General features: G+C 62.9%; 15 protein-coding genes and 1 pseudogene. 9 read left to right on the forward strand and 7 right to left on the reverse strand.

Annotated elements, in window-relative coordinates:
- The first annotated feature begins 638 nt into the window (after positions 1-638).
- The gene (locus tag AB0N24_RS23800) at positions 639-797 is read left to right on the forward strand and encodes a hypothetical protein (protein WP_364129948.1); all 159 of its coding nucleotides are present in this window, start codon (positions 639-641) and stop codon (positions 795-797) included.
- Between the two features lie 42 nt (positions 798-839).
- Here the strand turns inward: AB0N24_RS23800 and AB0N24_RS23805 are convergent, their stop codons facing one another.
- From AB0N24_RS23805 to AB0N24_RS23835, 7 genes are all read right to left on the reverse strand, one after another.
- Positions 840-2,168: an FAD-dependent oxidoreductase gene (locus AB0N24_RS23805; RefSeq protein ID WP_364129951.1), complete on the reverse strand. Its 1,329-nt coding sequence runs from the start codon at positions 2,166-2,168 to the stop codon at positions 840-842.
- Between the two features lie 24 nt (positions 2,169-2,192).
- On the reverse strand, positions 2,193-2,621 hold the full coding sequence (locus tag AB0N24_RS23810; protein WP_364129954.1) for a universal stress protein: 429 nt from the start codon (positions 2,619-2,621) through the stop codon (positions 2,193-2,195).
- A gap of 113 nt (positions 2,622-2,734) precedes the next feature.
- The gene (locus AB0N24_RS23815) at positions 2,735-3,598 is read right to left on the reverse strand and encodes an ABC transporter substrate-binding protein (RefSeq protein WP_364129957.1); all 864 of its coding nucleotides are present in this window, start codon (positions 3,596-3,598) and stop codon (positions 2,735-2,737) included.
- Between the two features lie 59 nt (positions 3,599-3,657).
- Complete coding sequence (locus tag AB0N24_RS23820; RefSeq protein ID WP_364129960.1) at positions 3,658-4,320, reverse strand: amino acid ABC transporter permease; 663 nt, start codon at positions 4,318-4,320, stop codon at positions 3,658-3,660.
- A complete protein-coding gene (locus AB0N24_RS23825; protein ID WP_364129962.1) occupies positions 4,320-4,967 on the reverse strand; it encodes an amino acid ABC transporter permease in 648 nt (215 codons plus the stop codon). Before AB0N24_RS23825 ends, AB0N24_RS23820 begins: the two co-directional genes overlap by 1 nt.
- Before the next feature lie 7 nt (positions 4,968-4,974).
- A complete protein-coding gene (locus tag AB0N24_RS23830; RefSeq protein ID WP_364129965.1) occupies positions 4,975-5,766 on the reverse strand; it encodes an amino acid ABC transporter ATP-binding protein in 792 nt (263 codons plus the stop codon).
- A gap of 633 nt (positions 5,767-6,399) precedes the next feature.
- Positions 6,400-7,080, reverse strand: a complete 681-nt coding sequence (locus AB0N24_RS23835) for a GntR family transcriptional regulator (RefSeq protein WP_364129968.1) — start codon at positions 7,078-7,080, stop codon at positions 6,400-6,402.
- Positions 7,081-7,308: 228 nt separating this feature from the next.
- Between AB0N24_RS23835 and AB0N24_RS23840 the strand changes: the two genes are divergently transcribed.
- The 8 genes and pseudogenes from AB0N24_RS23840 to AB0N24_RS23875 all read left to right on the forward strand — a co-directional run bounded on the left by AB0N24_RS23840 (position 7,309) and on the right by AB0N24_RS23875 (position 15,095).
- On the forward strand, positions 7,309-7,434 hold the full coding sequence (locus tag AB0N24_RS23840; RefSeq protein ID WP_364129971.1) for a hypothetical protein: 126 nt from the start codon (positions 7,309-7,311) through the stop codon (positions 7,432-7,434).
- Positions 7,435-7,514: 80 nt separating this feature from the next.
- On the forward strand, positions 7,515-8,900 hold the full coding sequence (locus AB0N24_RS23845) for an FAD-dependent oxidoreductase (RefSeq protein WP_364129973.1): 1,386 nt from the start codon (positions 7,515-7,517) through the stop codon (positions 8,898-8,900).
- A 54-nt stretch (positions 8,901-8,954) separates the two neighbouring features.
- Positions 8,955-9,848 (forward strand): 4-hydroxy-tetrahydrodipicolinate synthase, encoded by an 894-nt coding sequence (gene dapA / locus AB0N24_RS23850; RefSeq protein WP_364129976.1) that lies wholly within the window; start codon positions 8,955-8,957, stop codon positions 9,846-9,848.
- Positions 9,849-9,851: 3 nt separating this feature from the next.
- Entirely contained in the window at positions 9,852-11,381 is a 1,530-nt protein-coding gene (locus AB0N24_RS23855; RefSeq protein WP_364129979.1) for an alanine/glycine:cation symporter family protein, read from the forward strand.
- Positions 11,378-12,871, forward strand: coding sequence for an aldehyde dehydrogenase family protein (locus AB0N24_RS23860; protein ID WP_364129982.1), 1,494 nt, complete (start codon positions 11,378-11,380; stop codon positions 12,869-12,871). Before AB0N24_RS23855 ends, AB0N24_RS23860 begins: the two co-directional genes overlap by 4 nt.
- Before the next feature lie 114 nt (positions 12,872-12,985).
- Positions 12,986-13,201 carry a hypothetical protein gene (locus AB0N24_RS23865; RefSeq protein ID WP_364129985.1) on the forward strand — a complete coding sequence of 72 codons (216 nt, stop codon included), beginning with the start codon at positions 12,986-12,988 and terminating at the stop codon, positions 13,199-13,201.
- A 67-nt stretch (positions 13,202-13,268) separates the two neighbouring features.
- On the forward strand, positions 13,269-13,601 hold the full coding sequence (locus AB0N24_RS23870) for a hypothetical protein (protein ID WP_364129987.1): 333 nt from the start codon (positions 13,269-13,271) through the stop codon (positions 13,599-13,601).
- 426 nt (positions 13,602-14,027) lie between these two features.
- Positions 14,028-15,095 (forward strand): annotated as a pseudogene (locus AB0N24_RS23875) (IS110 family transposase).
- Positions 15,096-15,437 lie beyond the last annotated feature (342 nt).

Here is a 15,437-nt window from a genome sequence, read left to right on the forward strand (position 1 = left end):
GCACAATGTGCACACCCAGGGTTTCGGACCCGGCGGTACCGGTACTGGTACCGGACTGGATCGGATTGGCGAAGTCTTGGGGGGAGTGGCGAAATTCCAAGGGCTGGAATGCAGTTTGAGTCCCATCTCGGGCACGCATAACGCCTCGTCAGAGGGCTTTTTGCTTTTAATGTGTGGACATTGACCCTCCGCGGGTCCCTCTGACACTGGCCGCGGACTGTGCCTGGCGCCGCGGTCGCCCGTGAAGTTGTGGGGGGTAGCGGGGCCAGGGTCCTGGCTGGGGGGCCCTCCGCTTGCTGGTCAGTGGAGCTATTTGTCTCCTTCTCTGGCTTGTTTCCTTGGTCCTTATTGGCCATCACTCATTCATCGGTAAGGGTCCTCCCATGACATGACCCGGGCGAACCTTACCTTCAGAATCTTCATCAGATAGCTGCTTCCTGGGGGCCAGTCAGGGCGGGTGACGGCGGGTTCGTCCGGCCAAACGTGGTGTTGACACTGTCAACACCCACGTCTGTAACGCCGGGCAAGAACGGCTGCGTGCCGATGACCCGGATTTCATACCCGCCGGGCTCCTTTCAGTTTGTGCGCGGGCGCCTTGGCTCTGTGACCCCTCATTGCCTGCGGCGGACGGTTGCGACATGACCGCCGGTCGAGATATCCGTGACGCTCCGCGCCGGGCGGAGACGGAATGGGACTGGCGGATCACCATACCTGAATTTTCTCTGTGTGCGGCGGAGATCCCCGCTGCACCGCGCGGCTTCGGCCCTGCCCTGGCTAAGCTGCAGCAGCCCAAGTAGCCGGTACGCCAGCCGCCATGGGCCCATGCCGCTGTGTCGCCGCTAACCCGTGGGCTGCAGTGAGTTCCGGATCAGTGCAGCCACGCGTTCGGCCTCGGTGTAGGCCCCGTGGGTCCCTGCGGTTGCGGAGGTGTAGTCGCCGGCGAAGTGCAGCGATCCGATCGAACGCTGAAGCTGCGGAAGGGCTTCTGCCCGCTCGGGGCTGAGTAAGGCGAAGCAGTGCTGCCAAGTCTGGGGGTGTATGCCGAGGACCCGGCCGCGAAGCGCGGGTGCCACCGCGTACAGGTCCTCCATCCACTGCCCGACCTGCTGCTCGTCGTCGGCGAACCCGGGGAGGTAGCCTGAGGAATTTCCGTAGCAGGTGAGTTGGACGATGTCCGTGCTGGAGGTCTTGTGGGTGCCGCCCGGGACAGGGTTGATGATGGCGTCGAAGGGCATGCCGGCGGTCACGATGAAGGCCCAGTCCTTGAATTCCGGGAGCCCTTTGATATCTGCGACAATGTTCAGCGTGGTGCTGCCGGGGCTGGCCACCTTGTTAAGCGCGGCTTTCTTCCACTCCGGCAAGTTCCTGACGACGTCCGGTACCACTGGGGCAGGAACTGCTAGGACCACGTGCTTTGCCGTCAGCTTCTCTTCGCCACCGGGGCCGCTAACAGTGACTTGGTAGACGCGCTCTTCCTCGAACAGGGCTACATCTGTTACCCGGGTTTTGTAGCGGACGGTGTGGTCAGGCAGGCGTTTGAGGATGGCGCGTGGAATGGCCTGCATTCCGTCCAGTGCGTAAAGGCGGTTGTTCTTTTCCCGTGCGAGATAGCTGGCGAAATAGCGAAGCGCATACTTCGCCGAGAGATTGGCCGGATCGCCCACGGCGCCTCCACGGATAGCGGTGGCAATGATGTCCCGGACGGCTGGCTGCAGGTCGGCGATCCGGTCGGCCACTGTCTCACCCGAGAGCTTCTCGAGCCCGACTGCGGAAGTCCGGTTATTGGCATAGTCGTGGTATTCCGTGAGGGAGGTGTCAAGGAACTTGATGAGCTCCGTCTTTTCGGACTCTGTGAGATCGAGTCCAGCCACCACTTCCTCGTTGGTTTTGGCCACAACGGTCTTACCGTTGACGTGGATACCGTAGGTTTCAGGGAGGAAGGGCACTGTCTCGATGCCCAGTTCCTTTACCAGCTCTTCTGATTTAGTTCCCTTGTAAACAAACATCGCACCGGAGTTCGCCGACGTTCCAGCCAGTTGGACTGTGTGGGACCGGCCGCCTATATCCTGGCCGGATTCCAGAATGAGGACGTCCATCCCCGTGTCCTGCAGATAGTACGCAGTCCCAAGGCCTGCTGCGCCGCCTCCGACAATTATCACGTCATGCACTGTGGGCTCCTTTTGGAAAAGTAGTTAGTGTGCGTCGTACGTATTGGCGATGTAGACATCGCAGGGCGCGTCGTGCGCCACGCTGTTGGCCACGCTGCCCAGGACGCGTCCGACGCCCCTCATCCTGCGGTTGCCTACCACGATGACGCGGGCTTCCTTTCGGATTGCTTCCCTGATGAGGGCATCCGGTGGCCTGCCCGCAGCTGCGGAGTAGGTGATGTTGATGTCCCCGCCCAGGGTGTCCGCTACGGTCCTCGCGACGTGTTCAGCCTTGTCCGCGTCCGATACCAGCCATTTGTCACTACCGGTCCTGAATACATCTGAACGCTCAGAGTCGAAGGCTGACACAACGTGGAGGGTCGCGCCGAGTGCTGCAGCCAGGTCCCTGGCAGCTTCCGCGGCCTTTCTGGCCGTAGCGCTGCCGTCAACCCCTACAACAATGGTCCCGCTCATGTGCATGCTCCCTTGCTTGCTTTAACAGTTGAGAAGTGGGTCGCCCGCCGGCCACTGCCAGGGCGACGCCGGACGGATATCCGGCGTCGCCCTGGCATGGAAGGATGCTGGCGTTAGAGCTCGCTGGGTGCGCCCGGCTCGCCGACGGAGGGGTCGATCCCGTACTTCTCAAGGAGCTTCTTGATGGTGCCGTCTTCACGGAGCTTCTTGATGTCCTCGTCCAGTGCCTTGCCGAGCGCGTCGTTGTCGAGGCTGGACGGCAGCATGACCTGGCCTACCGCAGCGAACTGGGGGACATTCGCGTTCGGCTTCACGTCGACCACCGTGGCACCCTCGATGGGGGCGCTTTTGAAGCGGTAGTTAGCGGACGCGGAGGATGCGACGAGGGCATCGATGCGGCCCGCTTTGAGATCTCCGTAGATGGATTCGTCGTCCTGGTAGATCTTGAACTTATCTCCAAGCCACTTCTGCATGCTGTCGTTCCAGAGGTTGCCGGCGACCGAGCCGATCACCTTGCCCTCCAGGTTGTCGCTGGTCAGACCCGTCTTGGAGACGATGGCCTGCGGATCGCTCCACAGTGGCGTGCTCATGTAGACGATCTTGGTCCGTTCCTTGGTGCGCAGCCAGTTTCCCGAGCCGATGTCAACGCGCTTGGACTGCACTGACGGGATGACCGCTCCCGCGCCGCCAGAGGTGCTTACCGTGACTTTGAGGCATTCAAGCTTGATCTCGTTGATCAGGTCACCCTCCATGCCGGTGACGCCTTCACCTTGGAGGATTGTGGCGGGTGCATAGTCGTAGCTGGCGACTGTGAGCTCGCCTTCAGTGATTGATTTGAGGTCGCTGTGTGCCGGTTTGCAGTCGGAGGCGCTGCCGGCGGAGCCGTTGCCGCCGCAGGCGGTGAGGGAGACGGCGAGCAGTCCGGCCGCGGCGCCGGCGGAAAGCGCGCGCACGAGGGTACGGGGAGTTCGTGACATGGTTTTTTCTTTCTGTACTGAGGTTGTGGGGCGGATTGCCCTGGATGAGTGGAGTGCGGTCAGTTGCGTTGCAGATGGCGGCCGAGGCGGCGTTCCAGCACCCGGACGAAACCGAGGAAGAGGAGGGTGATGGATCCGTAGATCGCTGCCGTGAGCAGGTAGACGCTGAGGTATTCGAAGGTGATGGATGCGATCTCGAAGCCCTTGGACATCAGTTCCGGTACGGCGATCACGAATGCGAGTGCACTGCCTTGGAAGACGAGTACGGCGAGTCCTGCCAGGGGCGGGGTGGAAATCCGGAGTGCCTGCGGCAGGATGATGAGCCGGAAGCCGGTCCAGCCGCGGAGCCCGGAGGTGAGTGCCGCTTCTTTTTGCCCGAGTGGGACTGAGGCGATGCCGGCGCGGAAGTACTCGGAGGCGTAGGCGCCGGTGTTCCAGGTCAAAGCAATGATCGCCGTGGTCAGGGAAGTCAGGGTAATGCCGGCATCAGGGAGGCTGAAGTACAGCAGGTACAGCAGGACCAAGGCCGGCAGTCCACGCCCGACCTCAACGAACAGGAACGAGATCCATTGCAGCGGTGCGAGTTTCGCCGCTGCCATCACAGCGAATAGCAGGCCGAGGGGGAATCCGAAGAGCAGGGAGAGTCCGGTCAGCTGGAGGCTCACAAGAAGACCTGGAGCGAGGCTTGGCAACCATCCGAGCCACTGGGAAAGCATGTCCATCACGCCACTCCGATTTTCTTGCGTAGCCCGAGGTCGACCTGCCGCGAGACGAGGGCGACGACGAGACTGATCACGATGTAAAGCGCGCCGGCAACGATGAAGGAGAGAAGCCCCTCATGTGTCTGCTTCGCACTTTGTTGGGCGTAGTAGGTGATCTCACGCACCCCGATCGTGGATGCCAGGGCCGAGTCCTTCAGAAGCCCGATGCCGTATGTGGCGATCGCGGGCAGCGCGACACGGAATGCTTGCGGGGTGATGATGTGGCGGACGGTGGTGACGGCGCTCAACCCGAGTGCGTGGGCTGCTTCGCGTTGGCCCTCGGGGATGCTGAGCAGTCCCGAGCGGTAGATCTCGGCCATGAACGCTGAGGCAATGATGGAGAAACCGATGATGGCGGCCTGGATCGTCGACAGCCGCAGCGCGAACTGCGGCAGGCCGAAGTAGATCAGGAACAGCCACGTGATCGGGGGGATGACCCGCACGACGTTGATGTAGAGGAGGGCGATACCCCGGACGATGGCGAACGGTGAGCGGGCGGCCCCGATGAGGACCAGGCCGATGACGCCTCCGATCACGAGCGAGGCGCCCGTGACGTAAAGCGTGAGTCCGACGCCCCGGGCTATCGCGGGCAGGAGTTCTGTGATCATTTCCGGTTCACCTGTCCAGCACTTCTTTGAGGAACTGCCGGGTCCGTTCGTTTTGGGGCTCCGACATCACCTGCTTGCTCGGGCCGATCTCCAGCACGCCGCCGTTGCCCATCACCATGATGCGGTCCGAGACGTCACGGGCGAAGTGCATCTCGTGGGTGACTACGAGCATTGTCATACCCTCGCCTGCGAGGTCACGCATGACGGCGAGGACCTCGAGGCCGATCTCGGGGTCGAGGGCGGATGTCGGCTCGTCGAAGAGCATGACTTTCGGCGACAGGGCCAGGGCCCGGGCGATGGCGATGCGCTGCTGTTGGCCCCCGGAGAGGCGGGCGGGATATGCGTTTGCCTTGTCGGGAAGGCCGACGTGCCTGAGCAATCTGTTGGCGGTCTCCTGTGCCTGCTCCTTGCTCGCGCCGAGCACTTTCCGCTGCGGCAGGGTGATGTTCTCCATCACGGTCAGGTGCGGGAACAGGTTGAAGCTTTGGAAGACCATTCCGGTCACGCGCCGGAGGTGGTCCAGGCTGGCCTTGTCCGGCAACTTTCCACCGGCAACGACGCGGGCGCCGCCAATTTCGATTGTGCCTTCAGTTGGTGTCTCCAGGTAATTCAGGCATCGCAGGAACGTGCTCTTCCCTGCCCCGGAGGGCCCAATGATCGAGACCACCTCGCCCTCGTTCATGACCAGGTTCACATCTGACAACACACGGCTGGCGCCGTAACTCTTGCCGAGCCCGGAAACCACAACCTCGCCAGAGAGCGTGATCGGGGGAGTTTTAGTGCCAAAACTGAAGCTCATTTTTGGTTCCTTTGGATAAATGACGCATCTAACCCTGAGGCTGAGTCGCTGACTTTGTGTTGGCCCGAGGCCCTGGAGACTTGCTCAGAGTTGGAGCAGGCTGGCTTGCGTCCCTGCGTGTGCTGTACGTCACTCTAGCCAGCGAATTACCACCCTGTCTAGATCTGTGATCACAAATCACGCCGAATTTCTTTGCAGCGACGGGAAGAGGTGGAAGCGGAATACGGGGATCTCCGTGCCTACAGCCCAACTGGGTAGTCCCATTCGAGGATGCTCGGCCACCGAAAAACAGCGCGTACGAAGTCAAACAGCCCATGACCGGCCCGGATGAAGATGGAGATGGCCATCAGGGCGGAGCAGCAGATGATCAGCGGCCGGCGGCCCGCCACTCAACGAATTTGAGTGCCGGGATGCAACCGGCGAGGAAGACGATATCGATGATGACCGAGCCAAGGGTGGCCAGATTTGGGTGCGTCCCATCTGCATTTCCTTGGACAGCTGGTCTCGTTGATCGACTCGCTTGGCCTAAGTCCAAGCATGATCAGTCGTCTGTCCGCGATGACCCGGTAGTCGATGTCTCTGAGGGACTCTCCCCGATCTTTTCCGCTCGGTCAACCAGCCGTATATCGAACGTTAGGCAGCGCCCTGATCAGCCAGCCGGCTTTTAATCCGCTCGCTCGCGTCAAGGAGGGAAGCCTCGTTCACGGCTGCGGCGGCTGCCGGATCGCCGTCCCGTGCCGCGGTCACCAGATCCTGCTGATAACGCCAGAGGGAGTCGTCCTTTTCGGCATCCAGGGACCCTTGGGCGCCAACAATTTTGTATGCCCGGCACTGCTGCCAAAGTGCCCTGATCATTTGGAGCAGGACCGGGTTGCCCGCAGCCTCATAGAGGATGGCCAGCATGGCCTCGTCATGGTCCAGCAGGGGGATGACCTGGCGCTCATCGATGGCCTTGCGCATCATTTCGTACTCCGACTGCATCCTGTCGCAGTCCTGGGGCGTGATCTTTTCACTGCCCAGCCGTGCGGCTTCGGTTTCCAGGAGCCTGCGGACGTCATAGACATGTATCAGTTCCTCGAAGGTCAGGCTTTTGACCACCGCCCCTTTGTGGGGTTGGCGCTCTGCGAGGCCCGTCTCCTCAAGCCTGCGGATCGCCTCACGCACAGGCATCACGCTGGTTCCCACCTGCTCGGCGAGATCGCGCACCTTAAGCCGCGAGCCGGCAGGGAGGTCCCCGCTGAGGATCGCGGCGTGAATCACCTCATAAACCTGGTCGGTCAGCAGGGTGGGTTCGGCGCGCTTGGTTATGACCACGAGTCAAATATACGGCCGCCCGGCCCGCAGCCCTTCGCCAGCGGCAGTAACGCTTTCGAAGGGTAAAGAAATTTCGTCAATTGGGGTTGTGTGATCTGTGATCACATCCTAGGGTGGTTTGAGTCACACCAAGCAAAAAGGACCAGGCGGCCAACGGTGCCACGACGCCGGCCAACCTCCTGTTCCTTCCTGGTCCACTTCCTGAAGTCGCTTCCGAAAGGAAAAGCCATGACCCACACAGGCTCCCTCGACCAGGCCGCCGGACCCAGGGGCAAGACGTTCGGTCAAGCGGCAGTGCCCGACGGCGGCGCCGCCGGTCCGGAGCACACGTTCAGGAAGCGAGCAATCGGCTAAGCCCCAAGAAACTTCCGTCGGAGCCGCCGCGGCTTCTTCGGCACCAAAAAGACAAGTACCAACAGCTAGGAATGGGAACCATGAAAGACGCAGTAATCGTCGGCGGCGGACTCGCCGGACTTGCGGCAGCCTGGCGGCTCCGGCACTGGGACACGATTGTCCTGGAGTCCGGGGACCGTGTTGGGGGACGGATTCGCTCGGAACGCCGGGGCGACTACTGGTTGAACTGGGGCGGGCACGTCTTCGCCGGCGCCGGATCATCCACGGACGCGCTGCTCAATGAAGTCGGCGTCATGGCGGTCCAGATCCCCGGGTCCCTGCAGGGCCTGTCCATGAACGGCAAGTTCATCAAGAAGGGGCACATCGCCACCTATCCGTTCCGTATCCCGATGTCTCTGGCGTCTCGGGTGGAGACCCTTCGTGCCGGCATGAAAGTAGTGAGCGGGGTGGCCAAATACACCGGTGTGGTGCGCAAGCGCGTGGGGGAGTCCGGCGCCATGCGGCAGCAGCGCATCTACGACTTCGCGAACGACACCTCCTTCCAGGACTTCATCGGCAACCTGTCAGAGGACGCAGGAGCGCTCTTCAAAACCACTGTCACCCGGTCCGCCGGCGACATGGACGAGATCTCCGCCGGCGCCGGCATCGGCTACTTCAGCTTGGTCCTTGGGTTTGGGCAGGGGCTCAGCCAGGGCATCGTGGGCGGCCCGTCCACCCTGACCGAATCCATCGCGGTGGCGCTAGGTGACCGCGTCCATCTCGGCGCCGTCGTCACCGAAGTAGTCCACAAGAAGGACTCCGTCTTGGTCCGGTACCGGCAGGACGGCGTCGACAGCGAAGTGGAGGCACGCACGGTGGTCCTGGCCACCACCGCCGACGTGTCCCACAAGATCGGCGTGGACCTTCCCGAGGACCTGCGCGGGGCATTGAGCCAGATCAAGTACGGCCCGCACGTCAGCACCGCATTCCTGACCAACGAAACCTCCGCGCGCCCGTGGGATGACATCTACGCGATCGCTGCTCCCAAGCGCTCATTCGCCATCGCCTTGAACCAGGCGAGCATCGTTCGCGGCACCGAGTCCGTGCGCAAGCCCGGCGGCAGCTTTATGACCTTCTCCCCAGCGAGCCTGGGCCGGGCCCTGCTGGAGAAGAGCGAGGAGGAAGTCATCAAGACCCACCTCACCGACCTCGACCAGGTCCTCGGCCACGGTTTCGCCGACAGCGTCGTCGAGGCCAAAGTCGACCGCTGGAAGAATGCCTCCCCTTACTGTTTCCCCGGCCGGGCCAAGATCCAGTCCACCCTGATGCGCGGAACCGACCGCGTCTTCCTGGCAGGGGACTACTTGGGCACCCTGTACACGGAAAGCTCCATCACCACCGGGTTCTCCGCAGGACAGGAGGCCGCCAGCGTGCTGGCCACCCACCGCCAGGCACCGTCGAACACCGGACTGTCGATCGTGGCCTAGCAAAACCCACCTGAACAAACTGCACCACCCACCGAACTTAAGAAGGAACCACTCATGTCCAACAACCTCCGCGGTGTCCTCACCGCCCTGTCCACTCCCTTCAACCAAGACGAGACGATCGACGTCGACACCCTGCGGAAGATCGTGGACCGCTCCATCGACGCCGGTGTCGACGGCGTCGTCGCAGCGGGTTCCACCGGTGAGGTGGGCGCTCTGTCCTCCGAGGAACGGCTGCTCCTCATCGAAACGGTCATCAACCAGGCGAACGGACGCGTGCCGGTCATCGCCAACACCGGCGCCACCTCCACGGCAGAGGCCATCAGGCTGTCGAAGGCCGCGGAGAAGCTGGGCGCAGACGTGCTCATGCTGATCACGCCCTACTACGAGCCGCTGACCCTCGAGGAGACGGTCACCTACATCAAGGACGTGGCCCGGTCCGTCCGGATTCCGGTCATGCTCTACAACATCCCCGCCGTCACCGGCGTGAACCTGGACCCGGACACCGTCCGTGCCCTGGCCGAAGAAGTGGAGAACATCCGCTACATCAAGGACTCCAGCGCCAACTGGGAGCAGGCCCTCCAGCTGATCCACCACCACTCGGACGTCATCGGCACCTTCATCGGCTGGGACGTCTACCTCTACAGCGCGCTGGTCGAGGGTGCTGCCGGCGTCATGGCAGGCACTGCGAATGTGGTGCCCAACGAGATCGTCTCGGTCAGCCGCCTTATCGCCGAGGGTGATCTGTCCGGTGCCCTGGAGCAGTGGAGGAAGGTCTACCCTGTCATCGACGCCCTGCTCTCGGTGCCTTTCATCCCCGCAGTGAAGGCCGGACTTTCCCTGCAGGGCCTGCCGGCCGGCTCGCCCAAGCGCCCCACGGCTGACCTCAGTGCCGAAGACCTGGAGCGCGTGAAGCGTGCCTTGTCCGCCCTTTACCAGACCGTCGGATAACCCATGGGCAGCGACTTCGAAGCGTTCCTTTCGAGTGTTTCCGATGCCATCTGGGCGCCCATGGCCTACGTGGTCCTGGGCCTGGGCGTCCTCTACTCCGTCGCCACCAAGGGGGTACAGTTCCGGCGGATTCCGGACATGCTCCGCCAGCTGAAGGACAGCGAAGGCGGAGAAGGCGGCCTGTCCTCCTTCCAGGCGCTCGTGCTGGCACTGGCCAGCCGGGTGGGTGTGGGCAGCATCGCCGGTGTGGCCACCGCCGTCGGCGCCGGCGGTCCCGGAGCCCTGGTTTGGATGGCCGTCACCGGCCTCGTGGGCTGCACCGTCGGCTACGCCGAGGCAACCCTGTCGCAAACCTTCAAGCGCCAGGTGTTGGACGAGGACCGCCGCAACGCCAACGAGGACATCGGTGGCATGCCGTACTACATCAAGTACGGCCTGAAACTGCCGAAAGTAGGCGCGCTCGTCGCGGTTCTCGGTGTCATCGGCTACGGTTTCGTCTTCCCGGGCCTCCAGGTCAACACGATCGCAGCCAGCGCCAAGCTCGCATTCGGCCTGGACAGCTGGATCCCGGCCGTCCTGGTCACCGTCCTAATCGCCCTGGTCATCTTCGGCGGCACCACCCGCCTGGTGAAGGTGACCCAGGCCCTCGTCCCCGTCCTGGCCATCGGCTACCTGCTCCTGGCACTCGCCGTCATCGGCATCAACATCGGCAGCGTCCCCGCCGCCATAGCCCTGATCTTCCAGTCCGCCATCGGTATCCACCCGGTCCTGGGCGGCATCGCCGGCGCAGCCGTTGCCTGGGGCGTGCGCCGTGCGGTCTTCGCATCATCAAACGGCCTGGGCGAAGCCACCTTCGCTGCGGCCGCTGCACGCACCTCCCATCCGGGCAAGCAGGGCCTGGTCCAGACGTTCAGCATCTACATCGATGTGCTGCTGATCTGCATGGCCACCGGCCTCATGATGGTGGTCTCCGGCAAGTACAACGTTGCGGACGGTTCGGGCGGATACATCGTCAATAACCTTCCGGGCGTCCCGGTTGGCGCCAACTGGGTCCAGGAAGCCATCGACACGCTCGTTCCCGGGTGGGGCGCCGGGTTCGTCGCCGTCGCCGTTCTCCTGTTCGGATTCACGTGCCTGCTGGCCTACTTCTACGTGGCCAATTCCAACCTTCTCTACCTGCTGGACGGGAAGAAGGGACACGGCTGGAAGACGGTTCTTAAGCTCGGCACCATGGCCATCGTCTTCTTCGGTTCCGTGGTCAACGCCCAGCTTATGTGGGCCGCCGGTGACATCGGGCTGGGCCTGATTGCCTGGGTCAACCTCATCTGCCTTGTCTTCCTGTTCCCGCTGGTCCGCAAGATCTACCGCGACTACGAACGGCAGCGGAAGCTCGGGCTGGATCCCACCTTCGACCCCAAAGCCCTGGGTATCGAAGGAGCCGACTTCTGGGAGCGCCCAATCGTCGTCGAACACCACCACCATCACCTGCTCCACACCAGCCACCCCACTGAAAGGACCCCGGGCAAGCCATGACAACCGCAGAAAAGACCCTGTTTACCGTCCGCCGGGCGGAAAGCACCCCCACCCCGTCCCTCCCGCCCTTCGGCCAGTTCATTGGCGGCGCCTTCGTTCCGTCCACCTCGGAGGCAACGGTCGACGTCGTGAATCCGGCTACGGAGGAGGTCCTCACCCAGGTGCCGGCCGGCTCCGTTGAGGACGTTGACGCCGCCGTTGCCGCCGCGCTGGCGGCCAAGGCGGCCTGGGCGGCGAAGACGCCGAAGGACCGCGCCGCAGTGCTGCTGCGTATCGCGGACATCATCGAGGCGAACCGGGAACTGTTCGAAACCCTGGAAGCGGCCAACACGGGCAAGCCGGCGGCGGTGGCTGAAGACGACATCTCCAGCGCCATCGATACTTTCCGGTTTTCAGCCGGCGCCGCCCGTGCCTACAGCACCCTGGGCGCGGACGACTACGCCGAAAACCATACCTCGGTCATCCACCGCGAGCCCGTCGGCGTCGTCGGTGTCATCACGCCCTGGAACTACCCCCTGCTGATGGCCGCCTGGAAGATCGCCCCGGTGCTGGGCGCCGGCAACACCCTGGTGCTCAAGCCTGCGGAGCAGACGCCGCTCACCACGCTGAAGCTGGCTGAACTGATCGCCGGCGAGGTTCCTGCCGGAGTCGTGAACATCGTCACCGGCCCGGGCCGCGTGGTGGGTAACCGGCTCTCGGAGCACCCCGACGTGGACCTGGTGGCCATCACCGGGAGCGTGGGCAGCGGCCAGAAAGTCGCCGCAAGCGCAGCCGGCTCGGTCAAACGGGTCCACCTTGAGCTCGGCGGCAAGGCACCGGTGGTCATTTTTGACGACGCCGACCTCGAAGCGGCCGCGAAAGGCGTCCGCAGCGCCGGGTTCTGGAACGGCGGCCAGGAGTGCGGGTCAGCATGCCGCGTCCTTGTCCACGAATCGGTGGCCGAGAAGTTCACCGAACTGCTAGTCCGGGAGATCAGTGAGATCACGATCGGCACTCCCGGCGCCGGCGACGACGTCGAAATCGGTTCCATGATCTCCAAAGCGCACTACGAGCGCGTCCTGGTCGCACTCGACGATGCCAGGAAGGATGGGCTGACGATCGCCGTCGGCGGCCGCGCCACCGAGGGGCCCGGCTACTTCGTCGAACCCACCGTTATCACCGATGTTCCCGCCGGCGCCCCGATCACCAGCAACGAAATCTTCGGCCCGGTGGTCTCCGTGGAGACCTTCGCCACGGACGAAGAAGCCATCACCCGGGCCAACGAAACCATCTACGGGCTGGCAGCTTCGGTCTGGACCAAGGACTCCGCCCGCTCCCTCTCAGTACCCCGGCGGCTAGATTTCGGCACTGTCTGGGTCAACTCCCACCTAGTCATTGCCACCGAAATGCCCTGGGGCGGCTTCAAAGGCTCAGGCTACGGCCGCGACCTCTCCAGCTACGCCCTGGACGACTTCTCCCGCACCAAACACGTGATGTACAATCGCGGCTGAGCCGTTTAGCTCACGCCACAGGCGTGCACCCCCGGACAGCCCGGGGTGCACGCTCATGTGTGAAATACCAGGAACAGAAACTTGACCGGCAACAAGGAAAGGGCGGCTGGGATCATGGACCTGAGACGCATCAGAGACTGGACCCTCCTCCCCGGCTCCAGCGTGGAGATCCGCCAGCAGTGTAACGCTGTCTGCAGCGGATACGTTGACGCAGTCACCGACGACGGCAAGATCCTTTGGCTCAGCGCTCCCGTACAGGACCGAAGGCTCTTCGAAAAAGCCCAGTTCTACGAAGCCTGGGCCGCTGAGGACCGCGACGGTTTCCACTAGGAGTGACAAGAAGCGCCGGCAGCGAAGCCTGCGTTGCCCCAGATGCCGGAGTGAGCGTCACCTGACCATGGAATTGCTGTGGGAAGCCGCCGGCTGGGCAGGCGCAGTGGCGATACTCGGCGCTTTCCTGGCTGTTTCCATGGGCTGGTGGAAGACCGGCAGGGGCTTCCAGACGGCGAACCTTCTGGGCGCCATCGCCTTCATCATCAACGGGGCCTTTCACGAGGCATGGCCTTCGGTAGCCACGAACGTCGCCTGGTTCCTTATTTCGGCTACCGCGCTCTTCCGCATGCGTTCGGCAAGCCGGCCGCCAGCGCCGACTGTTGTTGACGTGCAGCAGGTTCAGTTCCCGGGCATCCCTGAAACCACCGGGCCCCTGGACGTTGTTGATTCCGCTTAGTCCGCAGTTCATGGCGAGTCAGCGCGTCTTCCAGCGACCTTCAGGCGGAACGTCTCAGCTTCGGCCGGAGTCGCCATTGGAACGGGAGTTCCCGCAGCTACTTCTACTCCCGTGCTTTAAATGCTGTGAGGATTGGGTGGCTGGTCTGGGATTGGCTGGCAGAGTAGGTGCAGGCCGTTCCACCCCGCGGTCGTGACTCATTAAACGCTTGGCCCGTGCCCGGGTGTCCTGTTATCGACTTGTCCGTCCGTTGGGTGGGCGGCCGGCACCTGCCCGGCCAACATCGGTGACTTGATCAGAAGATTGTCCGCCCCCGCGGGGGCGTGGCTCGTCACAGTGCTGTTCCGAAGTGACCTCTACCCGGACTGGTACCGGCCCGTAACGGCCTGACCATGTCCGCGAAATGAGGAAGGTGCCAGAACCGCTATGACTATCGTTGCGTATTCCCACCCGTTTGTCGTGGGTGTCGACACCCACGCCCGGAAGCACGTCTTCGCCATCATTGCCGCGGCAAGCGGCGAACGGATCGAAAACCGGGATTTCCCAGCGACGGGCGCCGGGATCAACCGCGCCATTGCTTGGGTTGCGCGTCGCACCGAGGCCGACCTGGCCACTTATGGGTGATTGAGGGCGCGGCTTCTTACGGTGCCGTGTTGGCCGGTGCTGTCGCAGCTGCCGGCTACCAAGTTGCTGAAGCCACGCGCATGGACGCCCTGCCGCGCCGTGGGGTTGGTAAGGCGGATCCGTTGGACGCGCACCGGATCGCTTCTGCCGTCCTTTCCTTGGAAGAGGATAAGTTGCGCCGGCCACGGTTGAACGAAGGGGTCCGCGCAGCTTGCGGGTCCTAGTCACTGCACGTCATTCGATGACAACCGACCGGACCAGGACCGTGAACGCGTTGACTCGCTGCTCCGGATCAATGATTTGGGTTTCGACGCGCGCAAATCGTTGAGCGGAAGTCAGATACTGGAGGTGTCCCGGTGGCGGGTCCGTGAAGAAGCTCTTGCTGTATCGGTGGCCCGCTCTGAAGCGGTCAGACTGGCCAAGCGCATCGGCGACCTTGACGCTGAGATCAAAGCAAACGGCTCCCGGATCACCGGACTGGTTGAGGTAAGCGAAGCGGCGCCGCTGCTGCAGGAATCCGGCTTCGGACCAGTCACGGCAGCTATTTGTCTTACCGCTTGGTCTCATCAGGGCCGGGTACGCTCCGAGGCGGCTTTCGCCTCCCTGGCCGGGGTCAACCCCATTCCCGCTTCATCTGGAAATACCGTCCGTCATAGGCTCAACCGCGGCGGCGACAGGACCCTGAACAAAGCCCTTCACATCGTTGCTCTTACGAGGATGGCGTTCGATCCAGCGACCATCGAATACGTAGCGAAACGACAAGCAGAAGGGCGAACCAAGAAAGAAATTCGTCGGTGCGTGAAGCGCTACCTCGCCCGACGGATCTACCGCACACTCAATGCCAACAGTCCCCAGCCATTGCTACGTTGACAACCATAGAAGAGTCGATAATGGACGTTTCGTCACAAGCCGGAAGCACTCCTTCCCCCGCATCATGCAAAGGACGCATGCCGTCTCATCGGCAGTGGGGGAGCCAGGTCCGGAAGACTCTCGGTAGATCATAGAGATGCTGCGCCTCTGATTAGGGAGCGCGGCAGCCCCTCGGAGTTGCCTTGAATCTGGCAAAAAGAGAGTGTGGACAATGTCCACACTCTGGGCTGCGGATCGGGTCGTACTGGGGACTGTCTGAATAACGGTGGATCCAGGGTTGGCCTGACACGCCGGGCGTTGCCTGGCGGGGAGGACTGATCATGAGCGACACCATGGATCCCA

The sequence above is a fragment of the Arthrobacter sp. NPDC093128 genome, assembly GCF_040683875.1.
Lineage (GTDB): Bacteria > Actinomycetota > Actinomycetes > Actinomycetales > Micrococcaceae > Arthrobacter.

Bases quoted from the DNA above. Each gene is read 5' to 3' on its own strand.
- AB0N24_RS23800 (WP_364129948.1), top strand. From the start codon at position 639: ATGACCGCCGGTCGAGATATCCGTGACGCTCCGCGCCGGGCGGAGACG.
- AB0N24_RS23810 (WP_364129954.1), bottom strand. From the start codon at position 2,621: ATGAGCGGGACCATTGTTGTAGGGGTTGACGGCAGCGCTACGGCCAGA.
- AB0N24_RS23815 (WP_364129957.1), bottom strand. From the start codon at position 3,598: ATGTCACGAACTCCCCGTACCCTCGTGCGCGCGCTTTCCGCCGGCGCC.
- AB0N24_RS23820 (WP_364129960.1), bottom strand. From the start codon at position 4,320: ATGGACATGCTTTCCCAGTGGCTCGGATGGTTGCCAAGCCTCGCTCCA.
- AB0N24_RS23825 (WP_364129962.1), bottom strand. From the start codon at position 4,967: ATGATCACAGAACTCCTGCCCGCGATAGCCCGGGGCGTCGGACTCACG.
- AB0N24_RS23830 (WP_364129965.1), bottom strand. From the start codon at position 5,766: ATGAGCTTCAGTTTTGGCACTAAAACTCCCCCGATCACGCTCTCTGGC.
- AB0N24_RS23840 (WP_364129971.1), top strand. From the start codon at position 7,309: ATGACCCACACAGGCTCCCTCGACCAGGCCGCCGGACCCAGGGGCAAG.
- AB0N24_RS23845 (WP_364129973.1), top strand. From the start codon at position 7,515: ATGAAAGACGCAGTAATCGTCGGCGGCGGACTCGCCGGACTTGCGGCA.
- dapA (WP_364129976.1), top strand. From the start codon at position 8,955: ATGTCCAACAACCTCCGCGGTGTCCTCACCGCCCTGTCCACTCCCTTC.
- AB0N24_RS23855 (WP_364129979.1), top strand. From the start codon at position 9,852: ATGGGCAGCGACTTCGAAGCGTTCCTTTCGAGTGTTTCCGATGCCATC.
- AB0N24_RS23860 (WP_364129982.1), top strand. From the start codon at position 11,378: ATGACAACCGCAGAAAAGACCCTGTTTACCGTCCGCCGGGCGGAAAGC.
- AB0N24_RS23865 (WP_364129985.1), top strand. From the start codon at position 12,986: ATGGACCTGAGACGCATCAGAGACTGGACCCTCCTCCCCGGCTCCAGC.
- AB0N24_RS23870 (WP_364129987.1), top strand. From the start codon at position 13,269: ATGGAATTGCTGTGGGAAGCCGCCGGCTGGGCAGGCGCAGTGGCGATA.